This window comes from Desulfocicer niacini (assembly GCF_054657595.1).
In genome coordinates, this window is the sequence record NZ_BAAHYK010000013.1 from 29,473 (window position 1) to 44,122 (window position 14,650).

General features: G+C 48.8%; 13 protein-coding genes and 2 tRNA genes. 10 read left to right on the plus strand and 5 right to left on the minus strand.

Annotated elements, in window-relative coordinates; all coding sequences use genetic code 11:
- Positions 1-4: 4 nt before the first annotated feature.
- Entirely contained in the window at positions 5-256 is a 252-nt protein-coding gene (locus ACYQ2M_RS08675; protein ID WP_459915940.1) for a hypothetical protein, read from the minus strand.
- Positions 257-493: 237 nt separating this feature from the next.
- Between ACYQ2M_RS08675 and ACYQ2M_RS08680 the strand changes: the two genes are divergently transcribed.
- From ACYQ2M_RS08680 to ACYQ2M_RS08690, 3 genes are all read left to right on the plus strand, one after another.
- Entirely contained in the window at positions 494-1,168 is a 675-nt protein-coding gene (locus tag ACYQ2M_RS08680) for a response regulator (RefSeq protein WP_459915941.1), read from the plus strand.
- 177 nt (positions 1,169-1,345) lie between these two features.
- Positions 1,346-2,761, plus strand: coding sequence for an ATP-binding protein (locus ACYQ2M_RS08685; RefSeq protein WP_459915942.1), 1,416 nt, complete (start codon positions 1,346-1,348; stop codon positions 2,759-2,761).
- 249 nt (positions 2,762-3,010) lie between these two features.
- Positions 3,011-4,417, plus strand: a complete 1,407-nt coding sequence (locus ACYQ2M_RS08690) for a DegQ family serine endoprotease (protein ID WP_459915943.1) — start codon at positions 3,011-3,013, stop codon at positions 4,415-4,417.
- A 201-nt stretch (positions 4,418-4,618) separates the two neighbouring features.
- Here the strand turns inward: ACYQ2M_RS08690 and ACYQ2M_RS08695 are convergent, their stop codons facing one another.
- From ACYQ2M_RS08695 to ACYQ2M_RS08705, 3 genes are all read right to left on the minus strand, one after another.
- On the minus strand, positions 4,619-4,891 hold the full coding sequence (locus tag ACYQ2M_RS08695) for a DUF6812 domain-containing protein (RefSeq protein ID WP_459915944.1): 273 nt from the start codon (positions 4,889-4,891) through the stop codon (positions 4,619-4,621).
- Positions 4,892-5,223: 332 nt separating this feature from the next.
- Positions 5,224-5,315, minus strand: a tRNA-Ser gene (locus ACYQ2M_RS08700).
- A 48-nt stretch (positions 5,316-5,363) separates the two neighbouring features.
- A tRNA-Ser gene (locus tag ACYQ2M_RS08705) sits at positions 5,364-5,451 on the minus strand.
- A 357-nt stretch (positions 5,452-5,808) separates the two neighbouring features.
- On the opposite strand from ACYQ2M_RS08705, the gene ACYQ2M_RS08710 reads away from it, so the two are divergent.
- The 7 genes from ACYQ2M_RS08710 to mutL all read left to right on the plus strand — a co-directional run bounded on the left by ACYQ2M_RS08710 (position 5,809) and on the right by mutL (position 13,052).
- Positions 5,809-6,273, plus strand: a complete 465-nt coding sequence (locus tag ACYQ2M_RS08710; protein WP_459915945.1) for a hypothetical protein — start codon at positions 5,809-5,811, stop codon at positions 6,271-6,273.
- A gap of 7 nt (positions 6,274-6,280) precedes the next feature.
- Positions 6,281-7,954 (plus strand): arginine--tRNA ligase, encoded by a 1,674-nt coding sequence (argS, locus tag ACYQ2M_RS08715; protein ID WP_459915946.1) that lies wholly within the window; start codon positions 6,281-6,283, stop codon positions 7,952-7,954.
- 5 nt (positions 7,955-7,959) lie between these two features.
- The gene (locus tag ACYQ2M_RS08720) at positions 7,960-8,667 is read left to right on the plus strand and encodes an SPOR domain-containing protein (RefSeq protein WP_459915947.1); all 708 of its coding nucleotides are present in this window, start codon (positions 7,960-7,962) and stop codon (positions 8,665-8,667) included.
- A 2-nt stretch (positions 8,668-8,669) separates the two neighbouring features.
- Positions 8,670-8,957 (plus strand): Asp-tRNA(Asn)/Glu-tRNA(Gln) amidotransferase subunit GatC, encoded by a 288-nt coding sequence (gene gatC, locus ACYQ2M_RS08725; RefSeq protein ID WP_459915948.1) that lies wholly within the window; start codon positions 8,670-8,672, stop codon positions 8,955-8,957.
- Positions 8,958-8,969: 12 nt separating this feature from the next.
- Complete coding sequence (gene gatA / locus ACYQ2M_RS08730) at positions 8,970-10,445, plus strand: Asp-tRNA(Asn)/Glu-tRNA(Gln) amidotransferase subunit GatA (RefSeq protein WP_459915949.1); 1,476 nt, start codon at positions 8,970-8,972, stop codon at positions 10,443-10,445.
- Between the two features lie 251 nt (positions 10,446-10,696).
- On the plus strand, positions 10,697-10,882 hold the full coding sequence (locus ACYQ2M_RS08735; RefSeq protein WP_459915950.1) for a hypothetical protein: 186 nt from the start codon (positions 10,697-10,699) through the stop codon (positions 10,880-10,882).
- Between the two features lie 4 nt (positions 10,883-10,886).
- Complete coding sequence (mutL, locus tag ACYQ2M_RS08740) at positions 10,887-13,052, plus strand: DNA mismatch repair endonuclease MutL (protein ID WP_459915951.1); 2,166 nt, start codon at positions 10,887-10,889, stop codon at positions 13,050-13,052.
- A 178-nt stretch (positions 13,053-13,230) separates the two neighbouring features.
- Here the strand turns inward: mutL and ACYQ2M_RS08745 are convergent, their stop codons facing one another.
- The gene (locus ACYQ2M_RS08745) at positions 13,231-14,457 is read right to left on the minus strand and encodes a hypothetical protein (protein ID WP_459915952.1); all 1,227 of its coding nucleotides are present in this window, start codon (positions 14,455-14,457) and stop codon (positions 13,231-13,233) included.
- Between the last annotated feature and the right edge of the window lie 193 nt (positions 14,458-14,650).

Here is a 14,650-nt window from a genome sequence, read left to right on the forward strand (position 1 = left end):
CTGGTTATGGTGTTTTTTTTGTGGAAGCCGGGTGTGTGTGCCCCTGATATCTTTTGATCATGCGGGCCACAATGCCGACAAAAAGAGCAAGACCAATGAGAATGATAAAGGATGCTGAAAAAAAAGTCATGACAAAGGATATGGGGTCTTTGAGTTTATAGGCGGCCACAAGGATATTAATGCCGAACAGGGTGAAAAAAATACAGATAAGGGAAAGGGCCGTCTGCAGGGGCCACCAGTAGTAAGCTTTTGTCATTATGGTTGTTTATTCCTGAAGGTCACAGTGTTGTATCTGTTGGGTCGCATGGCCGTTTTTTTAAAATTTTAGTTGTTGCAGCGGTTTGTTGTTATGTGGGTTATATTATAGATCAACGGATGTGTAAAGTGCTTTGGATTTCAAGTTCAGGGATGACGATGTTCAGAACAGCCACTTTGAATTTGATGTTTCCGTTTTTTTTTGATGGGTTTTCGGAGAGCTTTAAAAGGGGGTGAAATGCGAATTCTTTTAGTAGAAGATGATAACAAGATTGCCGAGTTTATCACCAGAGGGCTGGATTCCGCCGGGTATGTGACCGACCGTGCCGTGGATGGATTTGACGGCTTAACCATGGCACGTTCCGGTGACTATGATGTACTGGTGGTGGATGTGATGCTGCCGGAACTGGATGGCATCACATTGATTGGTAAATTAAGACATGAAAAACTAAACACCCCGGTGATTATTTTAAGTGCCAGGGACAAAGTGGATGACCGGGTCCGGGGTTTGGAGGCCGGGGCCGATGATTATCTTACCAAGCCCTTTGCCTTTACGGAGCTTCTGGCAAGAATCCAGGCGCTTTTGCGCCGGGCCGGGGGAAATGTGGAGCCCACCCTGCTCTCCTATGAAGATTTGAGCCTTAATTTGATTTCCAGGGAGGTGAAAAGAGGAGCGGATATTATTGATCTTCAGCCCCTGGAATTTTCCCTGCTGGAATATCTTTTGAGAAATAAAGAGCGGGTGGTATCTAAAACCATGATCATTGAGCATGTGTGGAATTATAATTTTGATCCCATGACCAATGTGGTGGAAGCCAGAGTTTGTCGCCTCCGGGAAAAGGTGGACAAAGCCTATGGGGTGAAGTTGATCCACACCGTTCGGGGGGTGGGTTATGTTTTGCGCCGGGGTTGATTTGTGCCCTGGATGCCAAGCCCTGTCTCCATTGCCTCTCCACCAACTATGATAAATAAACCGTTTTGTGACCAAACCGGAAAAATGGAAATGCGTTCCGTGGCGATGTTATGGTTCTGTCCGACAAAATAGATATTAAACCTGAAACTTGATCATCCAGTGAAAGAAGGAAAAATAATGCGGGTTCCAAGAGTATTTCATACCCTGGCTTTCCGGCTGACCATCTGGTATGCCGGGATTTTTGTTGTTTCTTCGTGTGTGGCATTCATGCTGTTTTATTTCCTGGTGTCCCGGACCATTGTGACGCACATGGATGATGAACTGGGTGGTATTGCCGCACGGTTTTCCACCATTCTTTCGGTGCAGGGGATGCCCGGCATTAAAAGGCTTGCTGCCCTGGAGGCCCGGGCCGCCGGAGAAAAAAAGGTTTTTTTCCGACTGCTGTATCCCGATGGAGAGGTGTTTGCATCTTCTTATATGGCCTATTGGGAACGGATTCCAATTTCAAAATTGACCCTGGAACGACTGGTGAGCACAACGGCGGATGTGTATGACACCGTTCATGTGAAGGGGCAGGGGCAGGGTATTCGGGTGCTGTATCACATGGTGGGCAACGGGGTGGTGCTGCAGACCGGTCTTTCCATGGACGCCTATTCTGGCTTTTTCAATGCCTTTGGCGGTGTCTTCATTGGCGCCATGGTTCTGGTGATTCTATTTTCTGCCGTTCCTGGCTGGTTCATGGCCCGAAAGGCATTGGCAGGGGTGGCGACGGTTACCCGGACGGCAGCGGTGATTTCCGGGTCCAGGTTGTCTGAGCGGGTGCCGGTGACTGGGCATCAGACGGAATTGGATCAGCTGGCCACAACCTTTAACGGCATGCTGGACCGCATTGAAAGCCTTGTGAAAAGCATTCGAGAAATGGGGGATAACATTGCCCATGATCTTAAAGGGCCGGTGACCCGGATTCGGGGGCTTGCCGAGGTGACCCTGGTGCATGGCACAAGCCTTGATGAATATCAGGCCATGGCAGGATCAACCATTGAAGAGGCCGATCGACTGCTGTCCATGGTCAATACCATGCTGGTAATTGCCAGGACCGACAGCGGGGAAGGGCGGTTCCATATGGCGGCGGTGGATCTTGGTGAGCTGGTGACAGAGGCATGTCAGCTGTTTTCTCCGCTGGCAGAAGATGGCGGCCTTGTGTTGGACAAGGTTCTGGGGGAAAAAATGACAGTATGGGCCGACCGGGGGATGATGCAGCGCTGTCTGGCCAATCTGCTGGACAATGCCATCAAATATACACCCTCCGGGGGCAGGGTGACGGTGTCGGTGAATCCCGGAAAGGGACAGCAGGTTGAGGTCACCGTGGAGGATACCGGTATTGGTATTGCTCCTGAAGATCTGGACCGTGTATTTGATCGTTTCTTCCGGGCTGATCCGTCCCGGAGCTGCGGGGGTACAGGTCTTGGATTGAGCCTGGTCCGGGCTTTGGCCCGGGGGCATGGGGGGGATGTTCTTGTGACAAGCGTTCCGGGTCAGGGCAGCACGTTTACCCTTGTGTTGCCCTTGTCCCAGGATGGACGGGGGGGGTAATTGACTCCATTGCCCTGCCTGTTATGACGGTTGGCCGATTTCATGGGCAGTGTCGGGTTTTTTGCATTTATTACCAAATGGTAATGTTTAAGTCATTTAACCATCATCTTTGTGCATTATATTAATGCCATTAAAGGAAAACGGAATTGATTCTATTTTTCCACCCCTGATAGTTCCTGGGGCATTGGAAACGGAATAATTCCCATGCCATGGAAATGGCTTTGTTATTACTTGAATTCGGAGGGTGTTATGAAAAATCTCAAAAAACAGATGATGGTTATTGCCCTGGTGCTTACCCTGATGGTGCCGGTGATTTCCTTTGCAAGGGTGAATATGGTGCCCGCAGACTTCAGTCAGCTGGCCGAGGATGCAAGACCCGCGGTGGTGAATATCCGCACCGTTAAGACCATACAGGGCGGTGGACGGGTATTTAACCATTTTTTTGGTCAGCCTTTTGATGATCGGGATTTTTTCCGGCAGTTCACCAATCCTTTCAACCGTCGGGGGCCTTCCCGGGATTACAAGGAGAACAGCCTGGGTTCCGGTTTTATCATTGACCGGAAGGGTTATATTGTGACCAATTACCATGTCATTGATGGGGCCGATGAAATCCAGGTCAAAATGTACAATGACAAGGAATATGCTGCCACGGTGGTGGGGGGGGATCCTAAGACGGATCTGGCCCTCATTAAAATAGATGCCAAGGGGCTTGTGCCCCTGAAGCTTGGCAATTCCGATGATCTTAAGGTAGGTACCTGGGTGGTGGCCATCGGCAGCCCCTTTGGGCTTGAACAGACGGTGACGGCAGGTATAGTAAGTGCCAAGGGCCGCATATTGGGTTCTGGTCCCTATGATGATTTCATCCAGACCGATGCGTCCATTAATCCGGGGAACAGTGGGGGGCCTCTGCTCAACATGGATGGCGAAGTCATTGGTATCAACACCGCCATTATCAAATCCGGCCAGGGTATCGGGTTTGCCATTCCATCTGATCTTGCCCGGGGCATCGTAAAACAGCTGCAGGACTCCGGGTCTGTTACCCGTGGTTGGCTGGGGGTGGCCATACAAGATGTGACGCCGGAGCTTGCCCAGTATTATGGTATCAAGGTTACAGGGGGAGCCCTGGTGGCCCAGGTATATGATGATAATCCGGCCCAGAAGGGCGGCATTAAACCCGGGGATATTATTGTAAAGGTCAATGATACCCAGATTAAATCCAGTCACGATCTGTCCAGTGCCATTGCCGGATTCGGCGTTGGGGAAAAGGTGGTGGTGACCTATATCCGGGAGGGACAGACCAGGCAGTCAACGGTGACCCTTGATAAGAGAAGTGATGATGATCGCTTGACAGTTGGTGCCAGCAATGGATTTGATGAGCTGGGAATGAGATTTGCTTCCACAACGGACGAGGCGGCACGGCCCTATGGGTATGCTTCGGGAACAAAGGGGATTGTGGTGGTGGAAATTGAGCCCGGCAGCAAAGCGGATCAGGCCGGCATCCGGGAAGGAGACCTTTTAAAAGAGGTCAACCATCGGCCCATTGAAACACAAAAGCAATACCTGAAAGCCATGGAAACAGTGGATAAAGGCGAATTGTTTCAGCTGCTTTTCAGACGGGGAAATGTCAGTTTCATCGCTGTTCGATTGACACGCTGATTTTATAATGGGGAGGGTGTTGCATGCCTCCCCATTATATATGAAACTCCGTTCAATAGGCTGTAATTATGAGGGTCTCAATTTTCGTTGTGGCTGGTGGTCATGTTGGTTTATAAGAAAATCCGGGCTTGGTAACAGCGTGGCTCACCCGTCATAGTTGAGGGCCAATGAGGTCGGGCTGTCGTCAAGCCCAATGTTTATTTATTGATCTTCATCCGGTGCTGCCCAGAGGATGTGGTCTCGGTTTATGAACAGGGTCTGGTGAAATACCGGGGTGTCACTGGCCTCTTTTTTAACGGAGACGGAAAACAGTACAAGAAACCGTTCCGGGTTTTCTGTGACAAGGTCGCTTACCCGTTCATAGCCCGGGGTTCGATTGAGATTCACGTGGCCTTTGACGTGGGTGCCGTCTGTTAATTTTAAACGGACCACCCGACTGTCAACTTCTCTGTTGATAGGTTGTGTGTGCTCCATATTGGCATCTCCTTTCCCGTGGTCGTTTTTCTTTGTTCCATGCGGATACCTTAGCGAATTCCTGTGGTTTGGGCAATACGTAAATAAGCTTGTTCCTGGGGAACGGCCGTATGCGGTATGGATATGTGGGTCTTGCCCAGATATCTGATTTATGGTGATCCGGGTGAAGCTTTGTTAACAGGTATAAATAAATCCAGCTGATTCAAGAATTTTATTTGGATGAGCTGGATTTTTTTGTCTGTGGTATGAATGAGCTGAAATTTTATTTGACCCTACCAAACGAAAAAAGGGTTGACACCATGAATGGCATCAACCCTTGAATCGCTTGTAAATGGCGGAGAAAGAGAGATTCGAACTCTCGATGGAGTTTTATCCCCATACTCGCTTAGCAGGCGAGCGCCTTCAGCCACTCGGCCATTTCTCCACATCTTTAATGATTCTGTTCAGAAATAAAATAGAATCTTGTTTCTGATGGCGGAGGAGGTAGGATTCGAACCCACGAAGCTTTGACACTTAACGGTTTTCAAGACCGCCGCCTTCAGCCGCTCGGCCACTCCTCCCAACAGATCTGAAGGTGTATATCATGTTGTTTTGAGCAGGTCAACACCCAAATTATTTTTTTTGCTTTCCCGTTTACTTTCCTGAAAAGGGCATTGAATGGTTGACAGGGGATGAAGTTCCGCTATATTAGAAGGTTTGTTGTAAGTGATTAGAATTTTGTTCTTGATTATATCCATTGAACCTGATCCCATTTTTTTAAGATGACCTTGCTCCCAGTATAAATTGTACGCAAGTCGTTTGTTTTAATTCGTTTCTGATAAGGTAGATAAGGTCGGGGATCGGCGGTTTAATGTTTACAGATTCGTTAATATTCAAGGGAACTCAAAAAATCCGAGTTCATAACCAGGGAGAAAAAAATGAAACAAAAATTTACCTTCATCATTGATGAAAAAAAAGAGAACATTACGCTCCAGGAGGCGGGTGAGGCGGATCCCGGTGCCTTTATAAGTGTCCATGAAGAGCGCTACCCCTATGAGGATATAAAAAATGCCCTGGAAGGGGGGCAGGATCTTTTTATTGAAATCCTGCGCCGGAAAAATCTTTTTCCTCCCTTTGATCTCAGCGTAAAGATATTTGAAACCCTGAAAGCCTTTTTAACGGAGGGGCATGGAGACAAGCTTGTCATAGAATATGAGGACATTGAAGCCTTTCCCAAGGAGAACGAAGAGGTGGATGAGGTGGATGATGCCGACGTGGATGAGCTTGAAAGCCTGCTCAAGGATGAAACGGAAGACCTCACTGAAGACGACATTAAAGAGATCGACGGAGATGACGATACGCCCAAATTTCAATTGGACAATAACTCTGAGCATGAGAATTGATTAGACAATGAAGAAAACAATAAAAGATATTCTTGTGGGTGCAGCCCGACGGGCTTTTGAAGCCGGTCTCTTGAACTCTGATGTCCTGCCGGACATGGAAATTGAGGTGCCCCGCCATGACAATCATGGTGATTTTTCCTCCAATGTTGCCATGGTTTCAGCCTCGGTGCAGAAAATGGCCCCCCGGAAAATTGCCGAAGCCCTGGTGTCCCATCTGGACGACACCCGGGGCATTATTGATAAATGTGAAATTGCCGGTCCCGGATTCATCAATTTCTTTGTAACTCCTGCTGCCTGGCATCCCCTTATTGCAACGGTGTACGAAAAAGACCATGCATTTGGTGCCGTTGAAGTGGGGAAGGGCAAAAAAGTTCAGGTGGAATTTGTCAGTGCCAATCCCACAGGACCGCTACATGTGGGCCATGGCCGGGGAGCGGCTGTGGGGGATGCGGTGGGTAATATTCTTTCCTTTGCCGGGTATGAGGTGCAGAAGGAATACTACATCAACGATTCCGGCAGACAGATCCGAACACTGGGGCTTTCGGTCTGGCTTCGGTTGTGTGAGGCCATGGGCCGAAAGATTTCCTTCCCCGAGGATTGCTACCAGGGGGAGTACATCCGGGAGATTGCAGCTGAAATTATCACCCTCATGGGGAAAGATATCGCTGAAAAGGAAGAAAAAGAAGGGGTTGAAATCTGCGCCAGATACGCTGCCGATAAGATTTTAGCAGGTATAAAGGACGATCTGGCCACATTTGGTGTTTGTTATGATCAATGGTTCAGCGAGCAGAGCCTCTATGATTCAGGTCGGGTACAAAAAGCCATAGAAACCTTCCGGGAAAAGAAGGTTATCTATGAAAAGGACGGTGCCCAGTGGTTTAACACCGAAGCCTTCGGGGATGAAAAAGATCGGGTGGTGGTGAGACAAAACGGTATCACCACCTATTTTGCCTCGGATATTGCCTATCACATGGAAAAATTTGAAAGGGGCTTTGACCGGGTCATTGATGTGTGGGGAGCAGATCATCATGGATACATCAACCGCATCAACGCCTCCATTGACGCTTCTGGGTTGTCCAGTGATCGCTTTGATGTGATTCTGGTTCAGTTGGTGTCTCTTTTAAGGGGAGGCGTTCCGGTGGCCATGTCCACCCGGGCCGGGGAGTTTGTCACCTTAAAGGATATTGTGGATGAGGTGGGCAGGGATGCGGCCCGTTTTCTTTTCTTGAGCCGCAGTTATGATTCCGGTCTTGATTTTGACCTTGAGCTTGCTAAACAGCAGACCAGCGAAAATCCCGTGTATTATGTGCAGTATGTCCATGCCCGCATTGCCGGTATCATGTTAAAGGCCGTGGAGCAGGGGATCCTGAAAACCGATGAAATGCCCTGGCAGACCATTGATATTTCCTGTCTCACCGAAGTCGAGGAAATTAAATTGATTAAGGCCCTGGCCGCATTCCCAGAAGCCGTGGAAAAAAGTGCAGCAACTTTGCATCCCCATGTGGTTTTCACCTATCTCATGACCCTTGCATCCACCTTCCATGGATATTATAACCGCCACAAGGTGATCACCGATGACAGCAGCACCACCCTTGCCAGACTATGCCTTGTGGGGGCGGTTAAAAAGGTGATTCGGAATGCCCTGGCCTTACTTGGCGTGTCTGCACCGGAAAGGATGTAGGGTATATGTTCGTCCGGGCTGTCATGGTGTCGATGGGGCTGTTTTGCCTTTGTGGCATCATGTTCTTCACCGGTGTGATGGTGGGGCGGGAAACCGTTCCTGTTCATTTTGATACCCGCCCACTCCAGAAAAAATTGGCAGAACTGGCCAACAGGGAAAAAAGGGAAAATCCCCCAGAAAAGACAGAGTTGGCATTTTATAATGAATTGAAAAAAAAAGTTTCAACGGATTTTTCTCTGTCTCAGCAGCCCTGGGAAAAAAAAGATGCTGGTGTTTCAGGCAGAGATGTTCCGGATCTTGGGGGATCACAGGAGCCGGTGCCCATGAAAAAAGCCTTGAAAGCTAGGACCCGGGCCGTGGAATCCACTGAAACTGAGCTAGACCAAGGATTAGAGGGCCAGGGGATATCCCCCGGAAGCGGGACAACTCCGGTTCAGTTACAAGAACGGTCTGAAAGCAAAGTCGTTTCCCGCCCACTGGAGGGTGCCTACACCATTCAGATCTCTTCCTTCAGGCAGCTTCTGGATGCCATAAAGCGTATGGAAACCCTCAAGGTAAAGGGTTTTAGCCCCCATCGTTCCATTGCGCTTGTGGACGGCAATGTATGGCACCGGGTGAGGGTGGGGACATACCCGGACAGTGTTTCTGCGGAAAAAGCCCTAAAGGTCCTGGAATCCCGGGGCGTTTATGGCATAATTATACAAAAGGAATAAGAATGAAGATCACCAGAAAAGATATTGAATATATCGCACACCTGTCACGACTGGAGGTGGATGATACCCTTGTGGATAAATTTGCCGATCAGGTGAGCCGGATACTGCAGTATATAGATAAACTCAAAGATGCCGATGTGTCCGGGGCGGAACTCATGTCTGGGGCATCCATGGATCACAATGTATTCCGGGAGGATATTCCCCATACCCCGCCGGGCCCCGACATTACCCTTGCCAATGCCCCGGAGCGGGAAGATGATTTTTACATAGTGCCCAAAGCGGTGGGGTAGAGGAGAATAAAAATGCACTTTCATGAACTGACCATATCTGATGCCAGAAAATTATTGGATACAAAGGAGATCTCCTCTGTGGATCTTGTCACGGCATTGTTAAAACGCATTGATGTCTGTGAAGCCGATATTAAAGCCTTTATCACCGTGGATGAAAAAGGTGCCCTTAATGGGGCAAAAAAAGCCGATGAACGCCTGGCTGCCGGAGAGTCTACCCCTCTTCTGGGTATTCCCCTGGCATTGAAGGATCTGCTCTGTACCAAGGGCCTTGCCACCACCTGTGCTTCTAAAATCCTTGAAAATTTTGTGCCTCAATATGATGCCACTGTGGTGGAAAAAATCAAGGATGCCGGGGCCGTGATTCTTGGAAAAACCAATTTGGATGAGTTTGCCATGGGGTCTTCCACGGAAAACTCCGGTTTTCACATCACCCGGAATCCCTGGCATCGGGATCATGTGCCCGGCGGTTCCAGCGGCGGATCTGCGGCGGCTGTGGCGGCCCGGATGTGCACGGCGTCGTTGGGGACTGACACCGGAGGGTCCATACGCCAACCGGCCTCCCATTGCGGTGTTGTTGGGATTAAACCCACCTATGGCCGGGTTTCCCGGTTTGGCCTGGTTTCCTATGCATCATCCCTGGACCAGATTGGACCCATCACCCGGGATGTCCGGGATAGTGCCATTATGCTCAATGCTCTTTGTGGTCATGATCCCAGAGATACAACTTCGGCCAATGTGGATGTGCCGGATTTCACAGAAGCCATTGATGCTTATAGTGCCGAAGGACTCAAGGGAATGACCGCCGGGATTCCCAAGGAATTTCTTTCGGTAAAGGGGCTGGATCCCGATGTGGAAAAGGCGTTTTACCATTCGGTGAAACAGCTGGAATCTCTGGGGATGACAATGAAGGAAATCTCCCTGCCCCACACCGATTATGCCGTGGCCGCCTATTATGTCATTGCACCCTCTGAAGCCAGTTCCAACCTGGCACGGTTTGACGGGGTGCGGTTTGGCTACCGGGATACCAATGCCACTGAGCTTATTGACATGTACAAAAAAACAAAATCCAAAGGATTTGGAGATGAGGTGCAGCGCCGCATCATCACCGGCACCTATGCCCTTTCTGCGGGGTACTATGATGCCTATTACGGCCAGGCCACCAAGGTGCGCTCCATGATCCGTGAGGATTTTTCCCGGGCCTTTGAGACATGTGATATCATTGTATCTCCGGTGGCTCCCACCCCAGCCTTTAAAATAGGTGAAAACGTGGATGATCCTTTGACCATGTATCTCACAGATATCTTTACCCTTTCCACCAACATGGCAGGTCTTCCCGGCATTTCGGTTCCATGTGGCCATGCCCAAACAGGATTACCCATCGGGTTTCAGATGATGGCCAGCCGGTTTGATGAGATGGCCCTGGTGCGGGCGGCCTATGGACTGGAGCAGGCCCTGGATCTGAAGAAACGATTTCCAGAAATGGGTTGATTGTTTTTGAATCAGCAGGGTGATATGTGCTTTATTGCCAGTGCCAGGCTGCTCCGGAATCAGCGTTGCAATTTAAATCAGTGAAACTCGATGATCAAGTTTTTTATATTGACATATATTGGGAGGGGGCAGGGTTGGCATTATTATTAGTTCTGGCCTTGCATAGATCTTGGTCAATAACGCAAATAAGCCAAGCCTGATCCCGTTTTCCCACAAAAATTTGATCTTTGAGTGAAAAAAGGAGGTTCGATATGACCACATTACAACCCCAGGGTGAAAAACTTCGAAAGGCAGTACAGTGGGTATCTGACGAAAGACAGAAAAATACAAAGATATCTGTTCCTGCAATAGTGGATCAGGCCTGTGTCCGGTTTGATCTGAGCCCCGAGGATTCCGAATTTCTGTCCCGGTTTGTGAAATCCTCCCAGGAAGGGTGAGATCATGGGTGATATCCGCGTCCTTCCCGAACTCATCACCAACCAGATTGCCGCTGGAGAGGTGGTGGAACGCCCGGTGTCCGTGGTGAAAGAACTCATGGAAAATGCCCTTGATGCCCATGCCACCCATATCCGGGTGGAGGTGGACCGGGGAGGCCGGGATCTCATCCGGGTATCCGATGACGGGGACGGTATGTCCCATGACAATGCATTGTTATGCATTGAACGTTATGCCACCAGCAAGATCGCTACGGCAGATGATCTTTTTTCCATTGCCACCCTGGGATTCCGGGGGGAGGCCCTGCCCTCCATTGCATCTGTATCAAAGATGACCATCACCACCCGGGAGCAGGGAGCCGACTATGGCACCCGGCTTTTTCTAAGCGGGGGTAAACTCATGGAGGTGTCTGAGATTGGTGCAGCTCCAGGTACTGTGGTGGACATCAGGAGTCTTTATTTTAATACCCCGGTGCGTCGTAAGTTTTTAAAGACCGTTAACACAGAAATGGGACACATCGCCGATGCCTTTGCCGCCATGGCCATGGGGGCCGTGGGGGTGGGGTTTTCTTTGATTCACAATGGACGTTTGGTTAAGGATATCAGTTGTGATCAGGCCCTTGAGTCCCGGGTGGCATCGGTTCTGGGAACAGATGCCTCCGTGCAACTTTATCCACTTGATCTGCAATTCAATGGCGTTGGAATTAAGGGCTATATTGCCCATCCTGCCCACACCCGGTCCAGTTCCCAGCGTATCCGGCTGTTTGTCAATGGGCGAATGGTGACGGACAAAGGCATTGTATCGGCCCTTCTCCAGGGGTTTCGCGGCAGGATTATGAAGGGCCGCTTTCCCATGGCAGTGTTATTTCTTACGTTGCCCTTTGATGGTGTGGATGTTAATGTGCATCCCTCAAAACTTCAGGTGCGTTTTGTCAACGGCAAAGGTGTGTATCATGCCGTTCGCCGGGCGGTGTCTGATGCTTTGGTTCTTTCCGAGCAGAAAGATGCTTCCCTGGTATCACGGGAAATGCCATCTGCCATGTCAACCTCCCAGAAGTTGTCATCTGTTGATGTCACCTTCGCAGAATTTGATTATGAATTTCAAGTGCCCGATGACCAGGATGGCATTTCGCATTCACAGCCATCAGTGAAGGAAGGGGAACCTGGTAACGAAATCCAAAGCAAGATCAAGTTTGAGAACGATTCCACGACAGTTCCAGCATCACTTTTTAAATGGGGCCGTTCTGCCAATGCTGAGAATTATCAGAAGGCTTCATTTTTTGATATTGAAGCTGCTTCAGATAGTAGCCTAAAAACCCATGGGGATACTGTAAAAAAAAAATCTGATGATAGCCTTGATATCAAAAAGTTATCAACAGAAGCGATTAAGATAAAGGCTGGCCTGGAAGACGGACCGGTGGAACATGGTTCGGTGGAAGATGACGTGGACGGAGGTTCGGTTGAATTTGAAAATAAACAGGGAAAAACCATTTCCCCTCGTACTGAATTGTGTTTGAGTACGGATGCAGCAATTTCCAATACGCTGGCAGATTCCCTGGATATGACGCCCGGGCTGAAATCCCACGCCCGCATTGTGGGGCAGGTGCTGGGGACTTACATTGTCATTGAAACCCTGGAGGGGGTTGTGTTCATTGATCAGCATGCTGCCCATGAGCGTATTGTTTATGAATCACTTAGAAAGCGATCCAAAACCTTCAGGCCGCCCTCCCAGCATCTGCTGGTTCCCGAAGTCCTTGACTTGAATTTTTCCCAGAGTGCATTGTTGGAAAAAATGATCCCGGCCCTGTGCGAATTAGGCTTTGACATCGAACCGTTTGGGGGGACAACCTTTGCCCTGAAGGCCGTGCCTGCCATCATTGATCATTGTGATGTAAGACAATTGATTCAGGATATGGTGGATAGCATTATGGAGTCAGGCCTTGAATCAGGTGATGACGCCATTCATGGGGAAGCTTGGTTGGAGGATTGTCTTGTCCTCATGGCCTGTCACAATTCGGTTCGGGCAAATCAGACCATGAACGAAGTGGAGATGGCGGATCTTATCTGTCGTCTGGATGAATGTGAGAATGCTTTCTATTGTCCCCATGGCAGGCCCATTCGGGTGGTGTGGTCCCAACGGGATTTTGAGCGAATGTTTAAGCGAGTTGTTTGAGTTGGTAACTCGTAGTAAATTAAGACTTTTGGCAAGGAAATATACAAATCAGAATGTTTCCTACCGGGCACATTATCTTGTGGGAATCTGGGAGTAAACGTAAAATAAGGGGATCGAATAAAATTCGATCCCCTTATACAGTCATATTACAACTTCAAATTCAGGAATAATTTTTTGCTTAGAAATTAACCTGAAGTCTTGCAACCATGATTTCCTGCTCTTCAGTAAACATGGGGGTTGCACCATTTTCGTCATAATCTGAGTAGAAGTAGGCAAGAGCAAGTTCAGTGTTGGTGGCCAGCATGTAGGATGCCCATACGTTGAAGGAAGTGATATCATCCACATCTGTTACGCTGTCTTCTTCGGGGGTAAAGTAACCAACCTTGGCACCCAGAGAAAGTCCATCCATTACTTTGAAAGCACCAAACAGGGTGATACCCTGAACACCAGCACTGTCGCCAGTGGGATCAAAGGGGCTGAACCAGTTTGCGTTGCTGTCAAACGCGGTTACATCAGCATCAAAGGGGGTGTTGGAGGACATGGGAACAAAAGATGCCCAGTCACAAATATTGGTCAACTGCACTTCGTTGGCATCGTCGGTACCCAGAGCGTAGAGAAGCTCTGCACCCATGCTGAAGGCATCCGTAAGATTGGCACTGCCCTTGAGGTAGAACTGAGTTCCCATATAATCAATGTTATTACCAAAAGTATCGTTATAATCACCAGTGGCAAAATCAAGTTCCGCTGTCAGGTCAACCATACCAAGCTTAGCACTGCCGTTGAAACCGAACATTGTCCGTGAATCATCCATGGCAGTTCCATCATCTTGTATGATGGCATACAGATTACTGGAAAATGCATCTGTGTCATAGCTGAGATTCATTGCATAAAAATCGGTATCTTCGTTGGCACCATCATCATTCAGGCTTCCGTTTTCATCGGCTTTTCCATAAATCAGAGAAACCTTTACCGGAAGTTTCAAGGTCAATTTAGCGGCTGTTGCATTGGCATCCAGTACTTCCATGATTCCCAGAGCCAGATACTGCTGTCCAACTCTCAGAGCCCACATCTCTTTGTCAATGTTGAGAAAACCACGATCGATATCAAGTTCAGAGCTGTCGCCAGTACGGGGCCGAACAACATATCCAGGACCATAATTCAGACCCCAGGAACCTTCTCCGTAATCTGCTCTCATCTCAACATAAACATCATCTGCAACATTGATTCTTGTACCAATTCTGAATCGTTGATCAATGTTGTTGGTTTCGTCACCGTTGAGGTAGTTGTTGTCCCAGGCGCGAACCCGGAAGGATCCATACAGGGAAACCCTGTCATCAGCAAATGACGGTGCAATGAACATCGCCACACATACCACTGCAAGAATAGCAATAGCCAGTTTTTTCATCTTCGTTTTCCTCCTACAAAAAACTAAGGTGATTTCGCTTGTTTTAAGCGAACAATTAAATGTTGCCGGAACATAATCCTAAAAATATAAAAACAAATTATTTTACATTCTCAGTCTAGCTCCCCTCAGCAACTGCTTGCATGGATGATGATTCCTGACGTCAGAAAACACCATATTAACCCATACTGCTCAG

What these genes read in the sequence shown, in the direction of transcription:
- gatC (WP_459915948.1), top strand. Translation starts at nt 8,670, where the DNA reads ATGAAGATCACCAGAAAAGATATTGAATATATCGCACACCTGTCACGA.
- ACYQ2M_RS08685 (WP_459915942.1), top strand. Translation starts at nt 1,346, where the DNA reads ATGCGGGTTCCAAGAGTATTTCATACCCTGGCTTTCCGGCTGACCATC.
- argS (WP_459915946.1), top strand. Translation starts at nt 6,281, where the DNA reads ATGAAGAAAACAATAAAAGATATTCTTGTGGGTGCAGCCCGACGGGCT.
- ACYQ2M_RS08695 (WP_459915944.1), bottom strand. Translation starts at nt 4,891, where the DNA reads ATGGAGCACACACAACCTATCAACAGAGAAGTTGACAGTCGGGTGGTC.
- gatA (WP_459915949.1), top strand. Translation starts at nt 8,970, where the DNA reads ATGCACTTTCATGAACTGACCATATCTGATGCCAGAAAATTATTGGAT.
- ACYQ2M_RS08690 (WP_459915943.1), top strand. Translation starts at nt 3,011, where the DNA reads ATGAAAAATCTCAAAAAACAGATGATGGTTATTGCCCTGGTGCTTACC.
- ACYQ2M_RS08720 (WP_459915947.1), top strand. Translation starts at nt 7,960, where the DNA reads ATGTTCGTCCGGGCTGTCATGGTGTCGATGGGGCTGTTTTGCCTTTGT.
- ACYQ2M_RS08745 (WP_459915952.1), bottom strand. Translation starts at nt 14,457, where the DNA reads ATGAAAAAACTGGCTATTGCTATTCTTGCAGTGGTATGTGTGGCGATG.
- ACYQ2M_RS08735 (WP_459915950.1), top strand. Translation starts at nt 10,697, where the DNA reads ATGACCACATTACAACCCCAGGGTGAAAAACTTCGAAAGGCAGTACAG.
- mutL (WP_459915951.1), top strand. Translation starts at nt 10,887, where the DNA reads ATGGGTGATATCCGCGTCCTTCCCGAACTCATCACCAACCAGATTGCC.
- ACYQ2M_RS08675 (WP_459915940.1), bottom strand. Translation starts at nt 256, where the DNA reads ATGACAAAAGCTTACTACTGGTGGCCCCTGCAGACGGCCCTTTCCCTT.
- ACYQ2M_RS08710 (WP_459915945.1), top strand. Translation starts at nt 5,809, where the DNA reads ATGAAACAAAAATTTACCTTCATCATTGATGAAAAAAAAGAGAACATT.
- ACYQ2M_RS08680 (WP_459915941.1), top strand. Translation starts at nt 494, where the DNA reads ATGCGAATTCTTTTAGTAGAAGATGATAACAAGATTGCCGAGTTTATC.